Source organism: Mongoliibacter ruber (genome assembly GCF_003003005.1).
GTDB lineage: Bacteria > Bacteroidota > Bacteroidia > Cytophagales > Cyclobacteriaceae > Mongoliibacter > Mongoliibacter ruber.
On the sequence record NZ_PVTR01000006.1, the window covers coordinates 125255 to 142031 of the forward strand.

Annotated in this window: 15 protein-coding genes and 5 tRNA genes; 6 read left to right on the plus strand and 14 right to left on the minus strand. The window is 39.6% G+C overall.

Annotated elements, in window-relative coordinates; genetic code table 11:
• The first annotated feature begins 83 nt into the window (after positions 1–83).
• Genes CLW00_RS11215 through CLW00_RS11235 form a run of 5 tightly spaced genes read left to right on the plus strand, consistent with a single transcriptional unit; the run spans position 84 to position 5446 of the window.
• Positions 84–1334, plus strand: coding sequence for a nucleoside permease (locus tag CLW00_RS11215; protein ID WP_106133782.1), 1251 nt, complete (start codon positions 84–86; stop codon positions 1332–1334).
• Positions 1331–2203 carry a hydroxypyruvate isomerase family protein gene (locus CLW00_RS11220; protein ID WP_106133783.1) on the plus strand — a complete coding sequence of 291 codons (873 nt, stop codon included), beginning with the start codon at positions 1331–1333 and terminating at the stop codon, positions 2201–2203. Before CLW00_RS11215 ends, CLW00_RS11220 begins: the two co-directional genes overlap by 4 nt.
• 23 nt (positions 2204–2226) lie before the next feature.
• Positions 2227–3906, plus strand: a complete 1680-nt coding sequence (locus CLW00_RS11225) for a GMC oxidoreductase (protein ID WP_106133784.1) — start codon at positions 2227–2229, stop codon at positions 3904–3906.
• Positions 3907–3926: 20 nt separating this feature from the next.
• Positions 3927–4487, plus strand: a complete 561-nt coding sequence (locus tag CLW00_RS11230) for a gluconate 2-dehydrogenase subunit 3 family protein (RefSeq protein WP_106133785.1) — start codon at positions 3927–3929, stop codon at positions 4485–4487.
• 56 nt (positions 4488–4543) lie between these two features.
• Positions 4544–5446 (plus strand): sugar phosphate isomerase/epimerase family protein, encoded by a 903-nt coding sequence (locus CLW00_RS11235; protein WP_106133786.1) that lies wholly within the window; start codon positions 4544–4546, stop codon positions 5444–5446.
• A gap of 172 nt (positions 5447–5618) precedes the next feature.
• On the opposite strand, the gene CLW00_RS11240 is transcribed toward CLW00_RS11235, so the two are convergent.
• The 6 genes from CLW00_RS11240 to CLW00_RS11265 all read right to left on the minus strand — a co-directional run bounded on the left by CLW00_RS11240 (position 5619) and on the right by CLW00_RS11265 (position 7941).
• Positions 5619–6266 carry a hypothetical protein gene (locus tag CLW00_RS11240; protein ID WP_106133787.1) on the minus strand — a complete coding sequence of 216 codons (648 nt, stop codon included), beginning with the start codon at positions 6264–6266 and terminating at the stop codon, positions 5619–5621.
• A 674-nt stretch (positions 6267–6940) separates the two neighbouring features.
• Positions 6941–7024, minus strand: a tRNA-Lys gene (locus tag CLW00_RS11245).
• 243 nt (positions 7025–7267) lie between these two features.
• Positions 7268–7340 (minus strand) — tRNA-Lys (locus CLW00_RS11250).
• Positions 7341–7391: 51 nt separating this feature from the next.
• A tRNA-Arg gene (locus CLW00_RS11255) sits at positions 7392–7465 on the minus strand.
• A gap of 12 nt (positions 7466–7477) precedes the next feature.
• Positions 7478–7551 (minus strand) — tRNA-Pro (locus CLW00_RS11260).
• Between the two features lie 317 nt (positions 7552–7868).
• A tRNA-Lys gene (locus tag CLW00_RS11265) sits at positions 7869–7941 on the minus strand.
• 184 nt (positions 7942–8125) lie between these two features.
• Here CLW00_RS11265 and CLW00_RS11270 point away from each other — a divergent pair.
• Positions 8126–8743 (plus strand): hypothetical protein, encoded by a 618-nt coding sequence (locus CLW00_RS11270; RefSeq protein ID WP_342747908.1) that lies wholly within the window; start codon positions 8126–8128, stop codon positions 8741–8743.
• Here the strand turns inward: CLW00_RS11270 and CLW00_RS11275 are convergent, their stop codons facing one another.
• The 8 genes from CLW00_RS11275 to CLW00_RS11315 all read right to left on the minus strand — a co-directional run bounded on the left by CLW00_RS11275 (position 8744) and on the right by CLW00_RS11315 (position 16623).
• A complete protein-coding gene (locus CLW00_RS11275; RefSeq protein ID WP_106133789.1) occupies positions 8744–9370 on the minus strand; it encodes an LON peptidase substrate-binding domain-containing protein in 627 nt (208 codons plus the stop codon).
• A gap of 26 nt (positions 9371–9396) precedes the next feature.
• Positions 9397–10077: a hypothetical protein gene (locus tag CLW00_RS11280; protein WP_106133790.1), complete on the minus strand. Its 681-nt coding sequence runs from the start codon at positions 10075–10077 to the stop codon at positions 9397–9399.
• 119 nt (positions 10078–10196) lie between these two features.
• Complete coding sequence (gene gap / locus CLW00_RS11285) at positions 10197–11204, minus strand: type I glyceraldehyde-3-phosphate dehydrogenase (protein ID WP_106133791.1); 1008 nt, start codon at positions 11202–11204, stop codon at positions 10197–10199.
• A gap of 360 nt (positions 11205–11564) precedes the next feature.
• Positions 11565–13799, minus strand: coding sequence for an NADP-dependent isocitrate dehydrogenase (locus tag CLW00_RS11290; protein WP_106133792.1), 2235 nt, complete (start codon positions 13797–13799; stop codon positions 11565–11567).
• Positions 13800–14021: 222 nt separating this feature from the next.
• Positions 14022–14828 (minus strand): amidohydrolase, encoded by an 807-nt coding sequence (locus CLW00_RS11300; RefSeq protein WP_106133794.1) that lies wholly within the window; start codon positions 14826–14828, stop codon positions 14022–14024.
• A 69-nt stretch (positions 14829–14897) separates the two neighbouring features.
• Positions 14898–15452 (minus strand): peptide deformylase, encoded by a 555-nt coding sequence (def, locus tag CLW00_RS11305; RefSeq protein ID WP_106133795.1) that lies wholly within the window; start codon positions 15450–15452, stop codon positions 14898–14900.
• Positions 15449–15862, minus strand: a complete 414-nt coding sequence (ruvX, locus tag CLW00_RS11310) for a Holliday junction resolvase RuvX (protein ID WP_106133796.1) — start codon at positions 15860–15862, stop codon at positions 15449–15451. Before ruvX ends, def begins: the two co-directional genes overlap by 4 nt.
• A complete protein-coding gene (locus CLW00_RS11315) occupies positions 15862–16623 on the minus strand; it encodes a hemerythrin domain-containing protein (protein ID WP_106133797.1) in 762 nt (253 codons plus the stop codon). The genes ruvX and CLW00_RS11315 overlap by 1 nt, the downstream gene beginning before the upstream one ends.
• Positions 16624–16777: the final 154 nt, after the last annotated feature.

Here is a 16777-nt window from a genome sequence, read left to right on the forward strand (position 1 = left end):
ATAAAGTAAAAAACCTTAATTTTAGCAGGTAACACACATTATAACCTCCCTCAAGAAGGTATTTACTCCAAAAAACATTCCGAATGAACCTTGCAATCAGATCAAAACTTTCTTTTATGATGTTTCTTGAATTTTTTATTTGGGGCTCATGGTTTGTTACAATGGGGACATTTTTGGGAATGAACTTACAGGCTTCCGGAGCCCAAACCGGGGCTGCATTTTCCACTCAATCGTTTGGGGCAATCATCGCTCCTTTCGTAATTGGCTTGATTGCTGACCGGTACTTTAATGCCGAAAAGATATTGGGACTGCTTCATTTAGGGGGAGCTGCTCTTATGTTTATGATGTACCAGTCTGAAACCTTTTTGATCTTTTATCCAGCAGTATTCATATACATGATTTTGTATATGCCTACTTTGGCTTTGGTCAACTCAGTATCTTTCAGACAAATGCAAGATCCCGAAAGAGAATTTGCCTCCATAAGGGTGTGGGGCACTATCGGTTGGATCTCAGCAGGCTTGGTTATCAGTTATTTGTTTCACTGGGACTCTGTCGAAGGAATGTCCGAAGGACTTTTGCGCAATACATTTCTTATGGCCTCAATTGCATCAGTCGTGTTAGGTTTTTTTAGTTTTACTTTACCAAAAACGCCACCCCGAGCCGAAAGGGGAAAGCAGGTGTCGATCTCGGAAATAATGGGATTGGATGCCTTAAAGCTATTAAAAGACCGTAACTACTTGGTTTTCTTCATTTCTTCCATATTGATATGCATCCCACTGGCATTTTACTATCAAAATGCCAATCCTTTTCTGGCTGAGATAGGGGTGACAGATCCTACAGGGAAAATGACTATTGGTCAAGTCTCAGAAGCACTTTTCTTATTACTGCTCCCTGTATTTTTCAAAAGATTTGGCTTCAAAGCGACGCTATTGGTTGGGATGATGGCATGGGTAGTAAGGTATGCACTGTTTGCATTTGGTGATGCCGGATCTGGCCTTTGGATGTTGATCATTGGCATAGCCTTACATGGAATATGCTATGATTTCTTTTTTGTTTCAGGTCAAATCTACACGGATTCAAAGGCAGATGCCAAAATCCAATCTGCTGCTCAGGGAATGATCACCTTGGCCACCTATGGCATTGGTATGCTAATTGGATTTGCTATTGCCGGACAAGTCACTGATATATATTTACATGCAGATGGATCACATGATTGGAATTCTATATGGCTGATTCCCGCAGGGATTGCTATATTAGTGGTTCTATTTTTCTTGATCCTTTTCAAAAATGAAGTATTAAGTAAAAAAACAGATTCTCAACCTATTCACAAATGACCAAAATAACCAGAAGAAACAGCTTGAAAAAGATGGCCTTAGGCACCGTAGCCTTTGGAAGTCTTTCAGCTCTAGAAGCAAAAGGCACCTCAATTCCACCTCCTCTCAAGGGTAATGTCAACCATGCTGTCTGTCATTGGCCTTTCAATCCCATGAGTCTCGAAGACTTATGTGTTGCAGTCAAAGAAATTGGCTTTAATGCCATTGACCTGGTGGGACCAAACAACTGGCATATCCTCAAAAAACATGGAGTAGAATGCTCATTATGTAATGGTGCTGAGCTAGGCATAGACAAAGGATGGAATGATCCACAATACCATGAACAGCTAATTGCAAACTATACAGATGTAATTCCAAAAGTAGCTGAAGCTGGCTATAAAAACCTTATTTGTTTTAGTGGAAACAGAAGAGGTATGGACGATGAAACCGGGATGAAAAACTGCGCCGAGGGTTTGAAAAAAATCATAGGCATCGCTGAGGAGCATGGTGTTACTTTGATCATGGAGCTTCTCAACAGCCGGGTAGACCACCCTGACTATATGTGTGATAAAAGCGCGTGGGGAATAGAACTATGTAAAATGGTCGGGTCAGAAAACCTTAAACTTCTTTACGACATTTACCACATGCAAATTATGGAGGGTGACCTTATCAGGTCTATCAAAAATAATCATCAGTACTTTGGTCATTACCACACCGCTGGAAATCCCGGAAGAAATGAAATAAATGATTCGCAGGAAATCTATTACCCTGCAATTGTCAAGGCAGTATTGGATACCGGGTATGATGGCTATTTCTGCCAAGAATTCATTCCTACCCGTGAAGATAAAATCGCTTCTTTGAAAGAAGCCATTGAAATTTGTGACTTATAATAAACTCAATATTTAGATTAATTATGGCAGATAATTCGTATGACGCAATCGTTGTTGGATCCGGAATCAGTGGAGGATGGGCAGCGAAAGAATTGACTGAAAAAGGATTGAAGGTCCTTTTACTAGAAAGAGGACAGAATGTAGAGCACGTAAAAGATTACAAAAGTGCCACTCAGGCTCCTTGGGAAATACCACACAGGGGTAGAAGAACCGTCGAAATGACGGAAAATCACCCAAATCTCAGAAGAGACTATGTGTTAAATGAGCAAAATGTAGATTGGTGGGCTCATGAAGATGATTCTCCATACGTGGAAAAGAAGCCATTTACATGGTTCAGAGGGTACCAAGTCGGTGGGAGATCTCTCTTGTGGGGTAGACAAAGCTATAGACTTGGAGACATAGATTTTGAAGCTAACCTTAAAGAAGGAATAGCTGTCGACTGGCCTGTAAGGTACAAAGACCTTGCTCCATGGTATAGCTACGTCGAGAAATTTGCAGGTATCTCAGGTAATAAAGACGGACTTGCACAACTTCCAGACGGTGAATTTCAGCCTCCTATGCCACTTAACTGCGTGGAAAAGGATGTAGCTGAAAGGGTAAAGAAAGCTTTTGATGGAAAGCGTCTGGTAACCATCGGGAGAGTTGCCAACCTCACCCAGCCGCTTGAAGGCAGGGTACAATGCCAGTTTAGAAACAAGTGTTGGTTAGGCTGTCCATTTGGAGGGTATTTCAGTACACAATCTTCCACCCTACCGGCGGCCATGAAAACAGGCAACCTTACGCTTAGACCATGGTCAATTGTAACCAAACTCATTTATGATAAGGACACCAAAAAAGCCACAGGTGTAGAAGTGCTTGATGCTGAAACAAATGAGACTTATGAATTCAATTCTAAAATTGTATTCCTATGTGCTTCAGCATTCAACTCCACGGCTATCTTGATGCGAAGTGCCACAGATATATGGCCAGAAGGATTGGGCAGTAGTTCTGGAGAACTTGGTCACAATGTAATGGATCACCACTTCAGACTTGGCGCAAATGGAATTTTCGAAGGCTATGAAGACAAATACTATTTTGGAAGAAGACCAAACGGTGTTTATATCCCAAGATTTAGAAATGTCGATGGCGATAAAAGAGACTACCTAAGAGGTTTTGGATATCAAGGAGCTGCAAGTAGGTCAGGATGGAGCAGAAATGTTGCTGAAATCAACTTTGGAGCACCTTTGAAAGAAGCTTTGAGTGAGCCGGGACCTTGGAGTATGGGGATTACTGCATTTGGAGAAATTCTCCCTTATCATGAAAACACCATCAAGTTGAGTAAGGATGTCAAGGATAAGTGGGGTCTATCAGTCTTGGAAATGAATGCCGAGATTAAAGAAAACGAAAAGAAGATGAGGGTAGACATGATGAATGATGCGGCTGAAATGCTTGAGGCTGCAGGTTTGAAAAATGTCAACTCATTTGATGCAGGGTATACATTTGGTCAGGGGATTCATGAAATGGGTACCGCTAGGATGGGTAGAGATCCAAAAACCTCTGTACTAAATGGCAACAACCAAGTATGGGATGCCAAAAATGTATTTGTTACTGATGGAGCCTGTATGACTTCTGCAGCTGCACAGAACCCTTCCCTTACTTATATGGCCTTAACCGCAAGAGCTGCAGATTTTGCTGTAAGCGAATTGAAGAAAGGCAACCTATAACCTTTAAATGAAATTATATTATGGCAATGAATAGAAGAGATGCAATAAAGAGTTTCGCCTTGATGATGGGGGGAGCTATGGTAGGTGCCAATGCTATACTTACAGGTTGTGCACCGGAGGACCAAATAGTTGGACTGGAGTTCTCCGAAAAAGATATCGCTTTTTTGGATGAAATTGGGGAAGCAATTATCCCAACCACTGACACACCTGGTGCCAAAGCCACAGGTATCGGGGCATTCATGGTAATGATGGTCAAGGACACTTACAACAGTGAGCAACAACAGACATTTGTAGATGGTCTCAATTTCCTTAAAAAGGATTTCAAAGAAACCAAAGGAACTGATTTTATGGAGGCAAGTGTAGAAGAAAGAACAGCCTACCTCAATGAGCTCAAAGCAAAAGCCGGAGAGAGCGAAGACAAAAAAGCTACTGCCATCATTGGAATGGTGCAGGACTTAACTGTCCTCGGTTACTTTACATCTGAAATCGGTGCTACTCAACAATTGAGGTACTATGAAGCTCCTGGAAGGTATGAACCTTGTATAGATTACAAACCTGGTGACAGGGCATATGCTATTTAATTGACAAACTAAAAAAGAGACTGCGGAAACGCAGTCTTTTTGCATAAAACCAGACTATGAAAAACAGAAGAAAATTCATCCAATTAAGTGCGCTTTTCGGGGCAGGAGCAATGCTGCCATTACAGTTTTGCAGTTCTCCAAAAAGTGACTCCAAGGAGGCCACAGGAGCTATGATCGGCAGTGCTGAGGGAACATTAAAGGACTTTGGCTTACAACTATATTCTGTCAAAGAAAACATGGCAGAAGACGCAAGGGCCACAATATCCACGGTTGCAGGTTTTGGTTATACCCAGCTAGAGGGGTTTGATGGTGGCAAAGGTATATTTTGGGGAATGTCCAATAAAGAGTTTAAAAGCTTTGTAGATGATCTGGGAGTAGAATTCATCGCCTCCCATTGCAACACATTCGAAAATCTGGAAAGCTTAGCTGAAGAGGCTGGGGAAATTGGGATGAAATACTTGATCAACCCCTACATAGGTCCTCAAAAATCCATAGACGAATACAAACGAATGGCAGATGCCTTCAATAAGCAGGGTGAAATATGCAAGCAAAACGGGCTTAGGTTTGCTTATCACAACCATGGTTACACTTTCACAGAACTTGAAGGGCAAATCCCACAGGATGTATTAATAGAAAATACAGATGCAGACTTGGTAGACTTCGAAATGGACACCTACTGGGTGTACACAGCTGGGTATGATCCCGAGGAATACATTAAAAAATATCCGGGAAGATTTACCCTTGGACATGTGAAAGATAAATCAGGGGATCTCCCTTTTGAAGAAGCCAATGGGTCTACAATAATCGGGAGTGGTATTATGGATTTCAAGTCTATCCTTAGAACAGGAAAAGACCATGGAATGGATTACTTCATTGTGGAGCAAGAAAGATTTGAAGGTACCAATCCTATGGAAGCTGCCGAGAAAAATGCTACCTATATGAAAAGTTTTGTGTTCTAAAAATCAGTACACATTCTCAATGTTTGACAATCATGCCATGGATAAACCCTAGCAATTGTAAGCGTGAGAAACTTACTTTTATTCCAGGAAATATTCCAGAATTTCAACTTCAAATTGAGGCAACTGATTTTTCTATCCGACACCCCCATCCCAAAGAATGGGGGTGTTTGGTTTATTCTTCTTTGGTTTGGGACCTATTTGAATAAATCAAGAAATAAATAATCCCCAAGAGGATAATCAAGGCTGCCAATTCAAATTGCGACCATATTTTAGAACGGTTCACAACCCTATCAGAATTCATAGCTAATTTCTGACCTTCATCCATCTGAATTTGAGAAAGCTTTTCAAGGTCTTTTAAGGCACGTTCTATATACGCATTATATTCTCTCACCTTAACTTCATTTATCCCGTCAGCATCCGTGTAAATCATGTCATAATCGGCTATTCTTAGGTTATCCATGATGATCCGCTTGAAGTCAGTCAGAAAAACATCTTCTATTTCTGTCAACTTTGTCTTTTCAAACTCTCTCACCAATCTCAAAATCCTTAGTTCATAATCGGTAATTTCCTGTATAGTGTTGCTGTAGTCACTTTCAAACTCACAATGATTGATCAGTAACTTAATCCGGAACAATTTCTCCGAAATGGAAAATATATAACTTTCCACTACCAAGCGGTCTTCATAAAAAGAAATAAAACTATCACCCAATTCATTGAAATTTTTCCTTTCAAAAAGATTTTTACCAAATATCAATACAATTAAAAATGTAAGGACAATAGCAATTTTCACTTTACTACTTTGATATTTTTTCTTGCTCATATGAGTCACGAATTAATTTGGATGTATTGTTTTTCCTTCGAAAAACAGCTTTTGAGTAGGCTTACCTATTATGATACAATTAATATTTTTGGGATTAAATAACCTAAAAAAAGCAACATTATTAATACCTAATCTTTGTGGGGTATGCATAAGTATGTATTAATCTCAAAAAAATTGGATGAACCTCTGTGAGACTTGCCTCATTTCAAAAAGGAAATAATTTAAGCACACAGTTATTGTAATAAAATTCAATATGATTATCCGCAATCATGTCACTTATCAATTAAACGAGTTTTTTTTTGGCAAAGGGATACTAATAGATACCTGCCATCCGTGAGACGAGTTGGATCCGCCACGGCAAACAGGTTATTTATTGATATTGGTTCTATACCAAAAGTTAAATCTATTAAATAGATTCTTCTGATATGAAAGCGAATATACATGTTGGCAATAGATAAAAAACAAAAAACCTCCCTGTTAAGGAGGTTTTATACTAATTCCGCTGGGGCTTCCCGATATTGACTCGCTTCGCTTCGTCTTATCGGGATAAACTTCTCGCCCTTTGACGTGAAGCTTAACTTCTGTGATCCCGCTGGGGCTTCCCGATATTGACTCGCTTCGCTTTGTCTTATCGGGATAAACTTCTCGCCCTTTGACGTGAAGCTTAACTTCTGTGATCCCGCTGGGGCTCGAACCCAGGACCCTAACATTAAAAGTGTTATGCTCTACCATCCCGATAGCTATCGGGATACGGAATCATAATTGGTGTAATAAATAGAGCATCTCCTTTAGGGAGATGCTCTCAAGAGTGATCCTGTCAGGACTCGAACCTGAAACCTTCCCGATCAAAATCGGGATGCTCTATACAGTTGATATTAAACAAAAAAACCTCTTTACAAGAGGCTTTTTGGTGATCCCGCTGGGGCTTCCCGATATCGACTCGCTTCACTTCGTCTTATCGGGATAAACTTCTCGCCCTTTGACGTGAAGCTTAACTTCTGTGATCCCGCTGGGGCTCGAACCCAGGACCCTAACATTAAAAGTGTTATGCTCTACCAGCTGAGCTACGGAATCATAATTGGTGTAATAAATAGAGCATCTCCTTTGGGGAGATGCTCTCAAGAGTGATCCTGTCAGGACTCGAACCTGAAACCTACTGCTTAGAAGGCAGTTGCTCTATCCAGTTGAGCTACAGGACCTGGATAAATAAGTCGGGGTGGCAGGATTCGAACCTACGACCTCCTCGTCCCAAACGAGGCGCGATACCGGGCTACGCTACACCCCGAACTTTAATCAAACTCTTTTAAAAAGCACTTTTGCTTTTTCTTGGTAAACCCGCTGGGGCTCCCCGATATTGACTCGCTTCGCTTCGTCTTATCGGGATAAACTTATCGCCCTTTGACGTGAAGTTTAAACTTCTGTGATCCCGCTGGGGCTTCCCGATATTGACTCGCTTCGCTTCGTCTTATCAGATAAACTTCTCGCCCTTTGACGTGAAGTTTAAACTTCTGTGATCCCGCTGGGGCTTCCCGATATTGACTCGCTTCGCTTCGTCTTATCGGGATAAACTTCTCGCCCTTTGACGTGAAGTTTAAACTTCTGTGATCCCGCTGGGGCTCGAACCCAGGACCCTAACATTAAAAGTGTTATGCTCTACCAGCTGAGCTACGGAATCTATTACGTTTTGACTTGTTTTTTTTTAAATCATTGTCGTAATTGGACTGCAAATTTAAGCGACTGAATTGAAAATGCAAAGTATAACGAGAATCTTTCTGACAAAATTTATAATATTTTTTATCACCTTTTTACAAAGCTTTAATTGTCAGGCCGATATATTAAAGCTCAATAAAGCAGATTCTTTGTTTATTGAGCAAAACTACCAAGAAGCTTTTGTGATCTATGAAGATTTGCTTCAAAATGATGAAACTTACACTCCGGCAATGCTCCTAAAAATGGCATTTATTGCTGAAGGCATTGGTGATTATTCACAAGCCTCATTTTATTTGGCCAAATATTATGACGAAAATCCCAATCAAAGGGTAATCACCAAAATCAAAGCGTTGACCGAACAAAGTAGTCTTATGGGATATGAGCTTAGTGATAGAGATAGGTTTTTAAAGTTTATCACAGACCTTCAAACTGAGATCACAGCAACTCTTAGCGTCCTATTGATAATATCTCTTATCCTCTTACTTTTTTACAACAAGCAAGCGGTAAAGGCTAAATATTACTTGCCAACCATTTTCTTAATGACCTTGGTATTTGTTGCAAACAATTTTTTTGATGCTCAAAAAACAGGGATAATTACAGGAAGTCCTACATTGGTCATGGATAAGCCCACTGCAGGCGGCAAATTAATCAATGTAGTAGATCCTGGACATAGGGTTGTCATCAAATCTTCGAAGGATATCTGGTATGAGGTAAGGTGGGGCGAAAATAAAGCTTATGTCAAAAAAGAGAATATCACCCGATTGTAGTTAAAAATCAAGCGGATCCAAATTCTTAAAATGACCATTCATTTTAATCTTAGATTTTACCAATTCAAGTTCCCTCATGACAGGGATAATTCGTCTTAAGTGCCTGATTAAATATGATATTCTATCTGACTCTGCTTCCATTTGAATAAGTTCATACTCTTCTTCTATTTTCAGCCCTATTTTATGGGCTAAAGTAAATGAATTGACCAAACTGGATGTAAGGTCCACTTCATGTCCTATCAACCTGAAAAACTCTTTTAGAAAAAAAACGAACTCATCATAGAGGGCTTTATTTACTTTTAGAATATTAGACTTATACACGACCATCCCACCTGCATATAATTTTCCCTTCTTGGGATTGTCAAAGGTGGTGATCTCAAAAATCCTGGTTCCGATAGTCTTAATATCCATCCTTCCATCTTCGTAAACCTTTGTAATCTCCTGAAGCTTTACTTCAGTACCTAATGGCTTTAACTGGTCTAAAAACACAGCAATACCCATCAAGCCATCCCCTTCCTTGATATCCTGTATCAATTGCCTGTATCTGGGCTCAAAAATATGGAGATTCAGCTGCTCCCCTGGAAAGGGAACTAATTTGAGTGGAAATAGTGGTAAATAATCTGACATACCATATTCAACTACCTATTTCCTGATTAGTTTTGCCTCTCTACTTTATCGTCCAAAACTTTTTGTAAAGTGAGTATCTGATCAGGGGACATGTATAAATTTTTTATTTTGTCTTTATAGTCGTCCTCAAAGTTCTCGTTATTTAAGATATAATTTTTGTTGGCTAAGATATGATGTCCCATTCCACAGCCAATCGCATAGCCATCGGCAGTTAACTCTGCTTCAATCACTCTTTTGTTGGAAAGAAAGTACCTAGCTCCAAAATGCATCATATTGGCTGAAGACCTATTGAGATAATCCATCACATGCCCTAATTCATGCCCTATCCAGCCCACCAAAGCATCATAAGGAACTTGTTCTATAGGATAATAGCCCTCTGCAAACTCAAGCTGACGGGTTACTTTAATCTTATACCTTCTACTGTTCTTGCCATTGACAAATAGTGAAAAAAGATAGGGTTGAGCTTGCATAACTGCTCCTTTGATTTTTTCCCTGTACACAAAATCAATTGATACATCCTCCAATTCCGGAAAATAGGAAAGCGCTTCTATTGTAGCCTCAGCTATTTCAACAGGTATACTCTTATTTTGGTACTCAATAAATTCATCATCTACATTGGAATCATCTGTTTGAGAAAAGCTTGTAAGGGGTGATATAAACATGTAGAAGCTCCCAAATAGGAACAGCAAGGAAACGAGATACTTCATAGGTGTTTTTTTGGTACTTGAATGGAATAGTATATGAAAAAAACCATAATAATCCAAAAATCGTTCTGTTCAAAAAAAAAGGGAGGCTAACCTCCCTTTGTCTTTTCATTTTCTATTTCTCAACCTTTTGCTGCTATGTAAGTCAAAAGATCTACAACTTTATTGGAGTAACCCCACTCGTTGTCATACCAAGACACAACCTTTACGAATGTGTCACTCAATTGAATACCTGCATTTTTATCAAAAATGGAAGTTCTAGGATCGCCATTGAAGTCTGTAGAAACCACTGAGTCTTCAGTGTAGCCTAAAATTCCTTTAAGACTACCTTCTGAAGCCTCCTTCATTTTGGCACTGATTTCTTCGTAAGAAGCTGGATTTTTCAATCTTACTGTCAAGTCTACAACAGAAACGTTTGGAGTTGGCACTCTGAATGCCATGCCTGTTAACTTACCATTCAATTCAGGAATGACTTTCCCAACAGCTTTAGCTGCACCTGTCGACGATGGAATGATATTTTGAGCTGCACCTCTACCGCCTCTCCAGTCTTTCGCTGAAGGACTGTCTACAGTCTTTTGCGTAGCTGTGGTAGCATGAACTGTAGTCATCAACCCTTCTTCAATACCCCAATTGTCATTCAATACTTTGGCAATTGGTGCCAAGCAATTGGTAGTACAAGATGCATTGGATACAAAGTTCATATCAGAGGTATATTTCTCTTCATTTACTCCCATTACAAACATAGGCGTATCATCCTTGGAAGGAGCTGACATAATGACTTTTTTGGCTCCCGCATCTAAATGACCCTGTGCTGTTTCTTTGGTCAAGAAAATCCCAGTTGACTCAACTACAAAATCAGCACCTACTTCACCCCATTTTAGGTTCGCAGGACTCTTTTCAGAAGAAACTCTGATTTCTTTACCATTCACTATAAGTTTTCCATCGCTTACTTCAACAGTACCGTCAAAAACTCCGTGGGTGGAATCATACTTCAACATGTAAGCGATGTAATCTACATCAATAAGGTCATTGATAGCGACTACTTCTACATCACTTCTTGTCTGTGCTGCTCTAAAAACAAGTCTTCCGATTCTTCCGAATCCGTTGATTCCTACTTTAATTTTGCTCATAGTTATTTTATTTATTGTTGTATTGGTTATACTCTAAAAAGAAACTAGGATTGTGTCGAATCCATTTATACATGTAATTTAAGAGTTTATTACCCTAAAAATACCAAATAAATCCCGGCTACCAAAATATTTAAGCTATTGAGAATGAACCTTTTAAAATACAATCGATTGCGGATAATTTGATGAAAAATCAAAGGATTGATTATCAGCAATATAAAAAAAAGTGTTTTTTTGATTAATTGGTAAAAATTCCAATAACCTCATCGCCCTACACAGGATTTATAGCTTTGCACTTTTTGAAAATACCCAATAAGGAAACGTGAAATCAAAAAAAGCTGACCTTCCGATCAGCTTTTTTTATTAACCTGTTATTTTATCAAGTATCCTATTTAAAGTAGGACTAGGCCGCATTACTTTTTCAGTTTTATCCGCATCGGGCCTGAAATATCCGCCAATATCCACTTTAATGCCTTGGGCATCATTAAGCTCCTTAATAATGGTTTTTTCATTATCGATCAGTTCTATAGCAACAGGAGTGAAAATAGCTTTCAAATCTTCATCTTTATCCTGTGCAGCAAGAGCTTCTGCCCAATACATCGCCAAGTAGAAATGACTTCCTCTATTGTCCAGTTCCTTCACTTTTCTGGATGGCGATTTATTCTCCTGCAAGAATTTACCTGTTGCTTGGTCCAAAGTTTCACCGAGTACTTTGGCTCTATCATTATTAAATGTGACTGAGAGGTGCTCCAATGACACCGCAAGCGCTAGAAACTCACCCAGTGAATCCCATCTTAGGTGATTTTCCTCTACCAATTGCTCCACATGCTTAGGTGCAGAACCACCCGCTCCTGTTTCAAACAAACCTCCACCATTCATCAAAGGTACAACAGAGAGCATTTTTGCACTGGTTCCCAATTCCAAAATCGGGAATAGGTCAGTTAAATAATCTCTCAGTACATTACCCGTTACAGAAATGGTATCTTTCCCTTCTTTGATTCTTTCCAGAGAAAACCGGGTAGCCTCCACTGGGCTCATTGTATGTATTTCAAGACCTTCAGTATCGTGATGAGGAAGGTATTGGTTAACTTTCTCAATTAACTGAGCATCGTGAGCCCTGTTTTTATCCAACCAGAATACAGCAGGAACTCCAGTAGCTCTTGCCCTGTTTACCGCTAGTTTTACCCAATCCTGGATAGGAGCATCTTTGGTTTGACACATTCTCCAAATATCTCCAGCCTCTACTTCATGTGATATCAATATCTCACCTGAAGCAGAAACAACATTAACTGTACCTTTAAATGGAATTTCAAAGGTTTTGTCATGAGACCCATATTCTTCAGCTTTTTGAGCCATCAATCCAACATTGGGCACGGAACCCATTGTAGACGGGTCGAAAGCGCCGTTTTTCTTACAAAAATCAATAGTCTCTTGGTACACTCCAGCATAAGACCTGTCTGGAATGACAGCTTTGGTATCTTGAAGCTTTCCAGCTTTGTTCCACATTTGCCCTGATGTTCGGATCATGGCTGGCATAGATGCATCTATGATCACATCACTAGGGACATGTAAGTTGGTAATCCCCTTGTCTGAATTGACCATCGCCAATGCTGGACCTTCAGCAAGACAGGCTTCTATATCGGCTTCTATTGCAGCTTTTTGATCTGCCGGTAGGCTCTGTATTTTAGCCATCAGGTCTCCAAAACCATTTTTGACATCCACACCTAGTGATTTGAGCACCGCCTCATGTTTTTGGAAAACCGGGGCAAAGAAGACCTTCACAGCATGGCCAAAAATGATCGGGTCAGAAACCTTCATCATGGTTGCTTTCATGTGAAGAGAAAACAAAACACCGCTATTCTTGGCTTCTTCTTTCTGTTCCAATAAGAAGCTTTTAAGCGCTTCAACACTCAGAACAGATGCATCTATAACCTCTCCTTCCAAAAGAGAAAGGCCCTTTTTCAACATCTTTACAGAACCATCTGAGCCATGTAACTCAATAGAAACAGTGTCAGCCTTAGACAATGTCAGGGATTTTTCACTTCCATAAAAATCACCCTGGCTCATACTGACTACGTGAGATTTGGAGTCAGCACTCCAAGGCCCCATGCTGTGCGGGTTGTTTTTAGCATACTGCTTCACTGCTTGAGGCGCTCTTCTGTCCGAATTACCTTCTCTTAAAACAGGGTTTACAGCACTACCCTTTACCTTATCATATTTGGCCTTGATCTCATTTTCTTCTTCAGATTGCGGGTTATCTGGATAATCCGGCAAATTGTAGCCTTTGGCTTGAAGCTCCTTAATGGCAGCAATCAATTGTGGTATGGAAGCAGAAATATTAGGAAGCTTTACAATGTTGGCCTCTGGTGTTTTTGCAACCTCACCTAATTCACTCAAATAATCCTTGATACGCTGCTCTTCAGTCAATCGCTCAGGAAATTGAGCAATAATCCTTCCGGACAAAGAAATATCTCTGGTTTCGACTTCTACACCTGCAGACCCTGTAAAGGATTTGATGATGGGAAGTAAAGAATAAGTGGCCAAGGCAGGAGCCTCGTCGGTCAGCGTATAAAGAATTTTTGCTGTCTTAGTGGTCATTTTCTGTTAATTCAGATCAGTTGTACAATTTATTTATTTCGTCCTAACAAAAGTTCATGTTAGTAAATTTACAGTTAAGACAAATCTCGTTTCTAAAATTCGCGGGTCAAATTAATGAATTTATCCCAGTTTTTACGGTTCATTATATCAGTAGAATTTTTACTGTATTGAGTAGCATATTCATTGGAAAAGTGGTGATGCATCCGGGACAATCAGCTGACTTCAGTCCAATTTGAAGTTGTCACTATCCATCCATGCTGGGAATTTCTCCCTAAACTCTGTAAGTGATTCATAATCCAATTCAACTACAAGGATCTCTTCTTTTTCCTGAGAAAAACAAAGCGTTTCCCCTTTGAAATTATAAGCACCTGAGTGTCCGGAATAAGGGACCAAATTCCCATCCCTCCCGATTCTATTGACCCCTACAGCGTAGCTTAGATTTTCAATAGCCCTGGCTTGAAGCAAAACATCCCAGGCATTGATCCTAGGGGCAGGCCAGCTGGCTACATAAAAAACCAAATCATATGCTAGTTTATTATCCTCCAATACTCTATTTCTACTCCAAACCGGAAACCTTAGATCATAGCAGACCTGAGGCATAATTTTCCATCCTTTCCATTCAAAAATTATTTGTTCAGTACCCATGGCATAATGATCATCCTCATCTGCCATTCTAAACAAGTGCCTTTTGTCGTAAAAGCCAAGATCTCCATTGGGTTTGGCCCATACCAGCCTGTTATAAAAAAAACCTCCATCTTGAACCACAAAACTTCCCGTGACCAAAGCCTGAGACTTTCGCGCCATTTGCTTAAGCCATCTGGTGGTTTGAAGGTTCATTGCTTCGGCAACTTCTTCAGCCTCCATTGTAAAACCCGTGGTAAACATCTCAGGCAATACAATCATGTCTACAATCTCGTCCAAGCCCGAAATTTTTTCCTCTAGCATAGCCATATTGGCCACTTTATCTTTCCAGTAAAGATCAGTCTGTACCAATGCTACTTTGAGAAATTCTGAGATGTTGTTTTCCATTTTGGCTATTGGGTAAGGTTGTCAATCAGCTATCCATCCGGTTTTCGGGAAGGTCAGTATATAGGGATTTTACTTCAAAGGGTAAATCATCCTGTAATCAGTAGACACTTTGCCTTTACTGATTTCGATCAACTTACTTTTAACCATCCTTTTCTTAAGGCCTTTCAAATAATCTACAAAGAGAATGCCTTCGAGATGGTCATATTCATGCTGAATCACCCTTGCAGTCATCCCTGAAAACTCTTCTTCTTTGAGGTTCCAGTTTTCATCGAAATATTCGAGTGTCAATTTTTCAGGTCGAATAATTTCAGCCCTTACATCCGGTATGCTGAGGCAACCTTCTTCAAAACCATAATTGTCACCGTATTCATCTAGAATAATCGGGTTGATAAAAACTCTTCTGATACCTTTCTCTTCATCATCTTCATCCAGCATCAAAGTACTGTCTATGACAAATAGCCGTACACCCTTATTGATCTGTGGCGCAGCAAGCCCTACCCCACTTGCGTGGTCCATCGTGGCATACATGTCCTCGATGAGTTTTTGGATATCTTCCCCTTCATTAATTTCTTCAGCTTCTTTCTTTAATATAGGATTGCCGTAGGCTACTATAGGATAAATCATTGTTGTTCTAAATAAGATTGTAAGATAATGGCAGCACTGACTTTATCCAGATTGCCTGCTTTTTCCTTTCTGTCTTTCTTTTTGCTTCCCATTGCAATCATGCTTTGCATGGCCATCTTTGAAGTATACCGCTCATCCACAAAGACTATTTTTTTTTCAGGAAACAACTTACTCAAACGATCCTTGAGACTTATGACGCGTGGAGTCATTTCATTTGGATTGCCATCAAGATGAATTGGATAACCCAATACAATTGTTTCCACGTCCTCTTTATTGAAATAGTCCTGGAGAAAATCAGTAAGCTTAGAAGTCTCTACAGTTTGGAGTGGGTTTGCAAGAATTTTAAGAGTATCTGTAACTGCAATCCCCGTCCTTTTGGTTCCCAAATCAATGGCTAAAATTCTACCCATCAGTTCTCGGAAATTTTTTTGCGTACATTTCTCAAAACATCTTTCTCAAGCTCAATGGCTTTGGGGAAGAGTAGTCCGTCCTCGATCTGCGCGTGGATGATCAGTTCTTTTTCAAATACCTGAAGTTCATTATAAAGCACTTTCATGCTAACAGGAGCATTTTCAGGAAGAAAATAATTATTGGTCAATTTCCTGATTCCCTCCATTTCATCGTCGTGCACTTCATGAGCATCAGCCAATGAAGCTATTGGGCTTTGCTCTAAGATTTTCACTGAATCTTTTAATATAAATTCTCCTTCTTCAATGTTGTGCAAGAGTTCTATCCGATTGAAAACCCTACTTTCCTCTTCATGAATATGATGAATAAAATCATCAACAAATAAAGGAAACAGTATTCTGAGGTCAGCAAGAATTGAACTATACTCCTTTTCAGGCACCTGAATTCCAGCAATCATATTAGATAAAAACGGTAATTCTTGCCGCAAAAAGTAATAATGCTTTTTCTTAAGGTAAGCCACTAGAACTTCAATTGGTCTTAAAAACAGCTCTTCTTGACTAGGCTCCTTTCTTATCGCCCAAGATTCCAACTCATGAATAAGTTGCTTGGGTTTGATTCTGTGCTTTTCACAAACGTCTTGAAGTGAGCTCTGCTCGTACTGAAAAAAGCTAATCCCGAAGTAATGCAAAACTGCCGCAAATACATAATTACCTGAAACAAGTTCTTTGATGGGTCTTTTTTCAATATCTTTATGATTCAACATATTAACAAAATTAATTTATTTTGGCTAAAAAAGGTTAATCACCTCATCAAAATTGAATTTATAGCGTTTATAAAAACGAAATAGCCTCATATCCTGTTAGAATATATATTTGGCTACAGTCAACAGGAATAAGTTTATCAAATTAATCGGAGGA

Bases quoted from the DNA above. Each gene is read 5' to 3' on its own strand.
- CLW00_RS11215 (WP_106133782.1), top strand. From the start codon at position 84: ATGAACCTTGCAATCAGATCAAAACTTTCTTTTATGATGTTTCTTGAA.
- CLW00_RS11220 (WP_106133783.1), top strand. From the start codon at position 1,331: ATGACCAAAATAACCAGAAGAAACAGCTTGAAAAAGATGGCCTTAGGC.
- CLW00_RS11225 (WP_106133784.1), top strand. From the start codon at position 2,227: ATGGCAGATAATTCGTATGACGCAATCGTTGTTGGATCCGGAATCAGT.
- CLW00_RS11230 (WP_106133785.1), top strand. From the start codon at position 3,927: ATGGCAATGAATAGAAGAGATGCAATAAAGAGTTTCGCCTTGATGATG.
- CLW00_RS11235 (WP_106133786.1), top strand. From the start codon at position 4,544: ATGAAAAACAGAAGAAAATTCATCCAATTAAGTGCGCTTTTCGGGGCA.
- CLW00_RS11240 (WP_106133787.1), bottom strand. From the start codon at position 6,266: ATGAGCAAGAAAAAATATCAAAGTAGTAAAGTGAAAATTGCTATTGTC.
- CLW00_RS11275 (WP_106133789.1), bottom strand. From the start codon at position 9,370: ATGTCAGATTATTTACCACTATTTCCACTCAAATTAGTTCCCTTTCCA.
- CLW00_RS11280 (WP_106133790.1), bottom strand. From the start codon at position 10,077: ATGAAGTATCTCGTTTCCTTGCTGTTCCTATTTGGGAGCTTCTACATG.
- gap (WP_106133791.1), bottom strand. From the start codon at position 11,204: ATGAGCAAAATTAAAGTAGGAATCAACGGATTCGGAAGAATCGGAAGA.
- CLW00_RS11290 (WP_106133792.1), bottom strand. From the start codon at position 13,799: ATGACCACTAAGACAGCAAAAATTCTTTATACGCTGACCGACGAGGCT.
- CLW00_RS11300 (WP_106133794.1), bottom strand. From the start codon at position 14,828: ATGGAAAACAACATCTCAGAATTTCTCAAAGTAGCATTGGTACAGACT.
- def (WP_106133795.1), bottom strand. From the start codon at position 15,452: ATGATTTATCCTATAGTAGCCTACGGCAATCCTATATTAAAGAAAGAA.
- ruvX (WP_106133796.1), bottom strand. From the start codon at position 15,862: ATGGGTAGAATTTTAGCCATTGATTTGGGAACCAAAAGGACGGGGATT.
- CLW00_RS11315 (WP_106133797.1), bottom strand. From the start codon at position 16,623: ATGTTGAATCATAAAGATATTGAAAAAAGACCCATCAAAGAACTTGTT.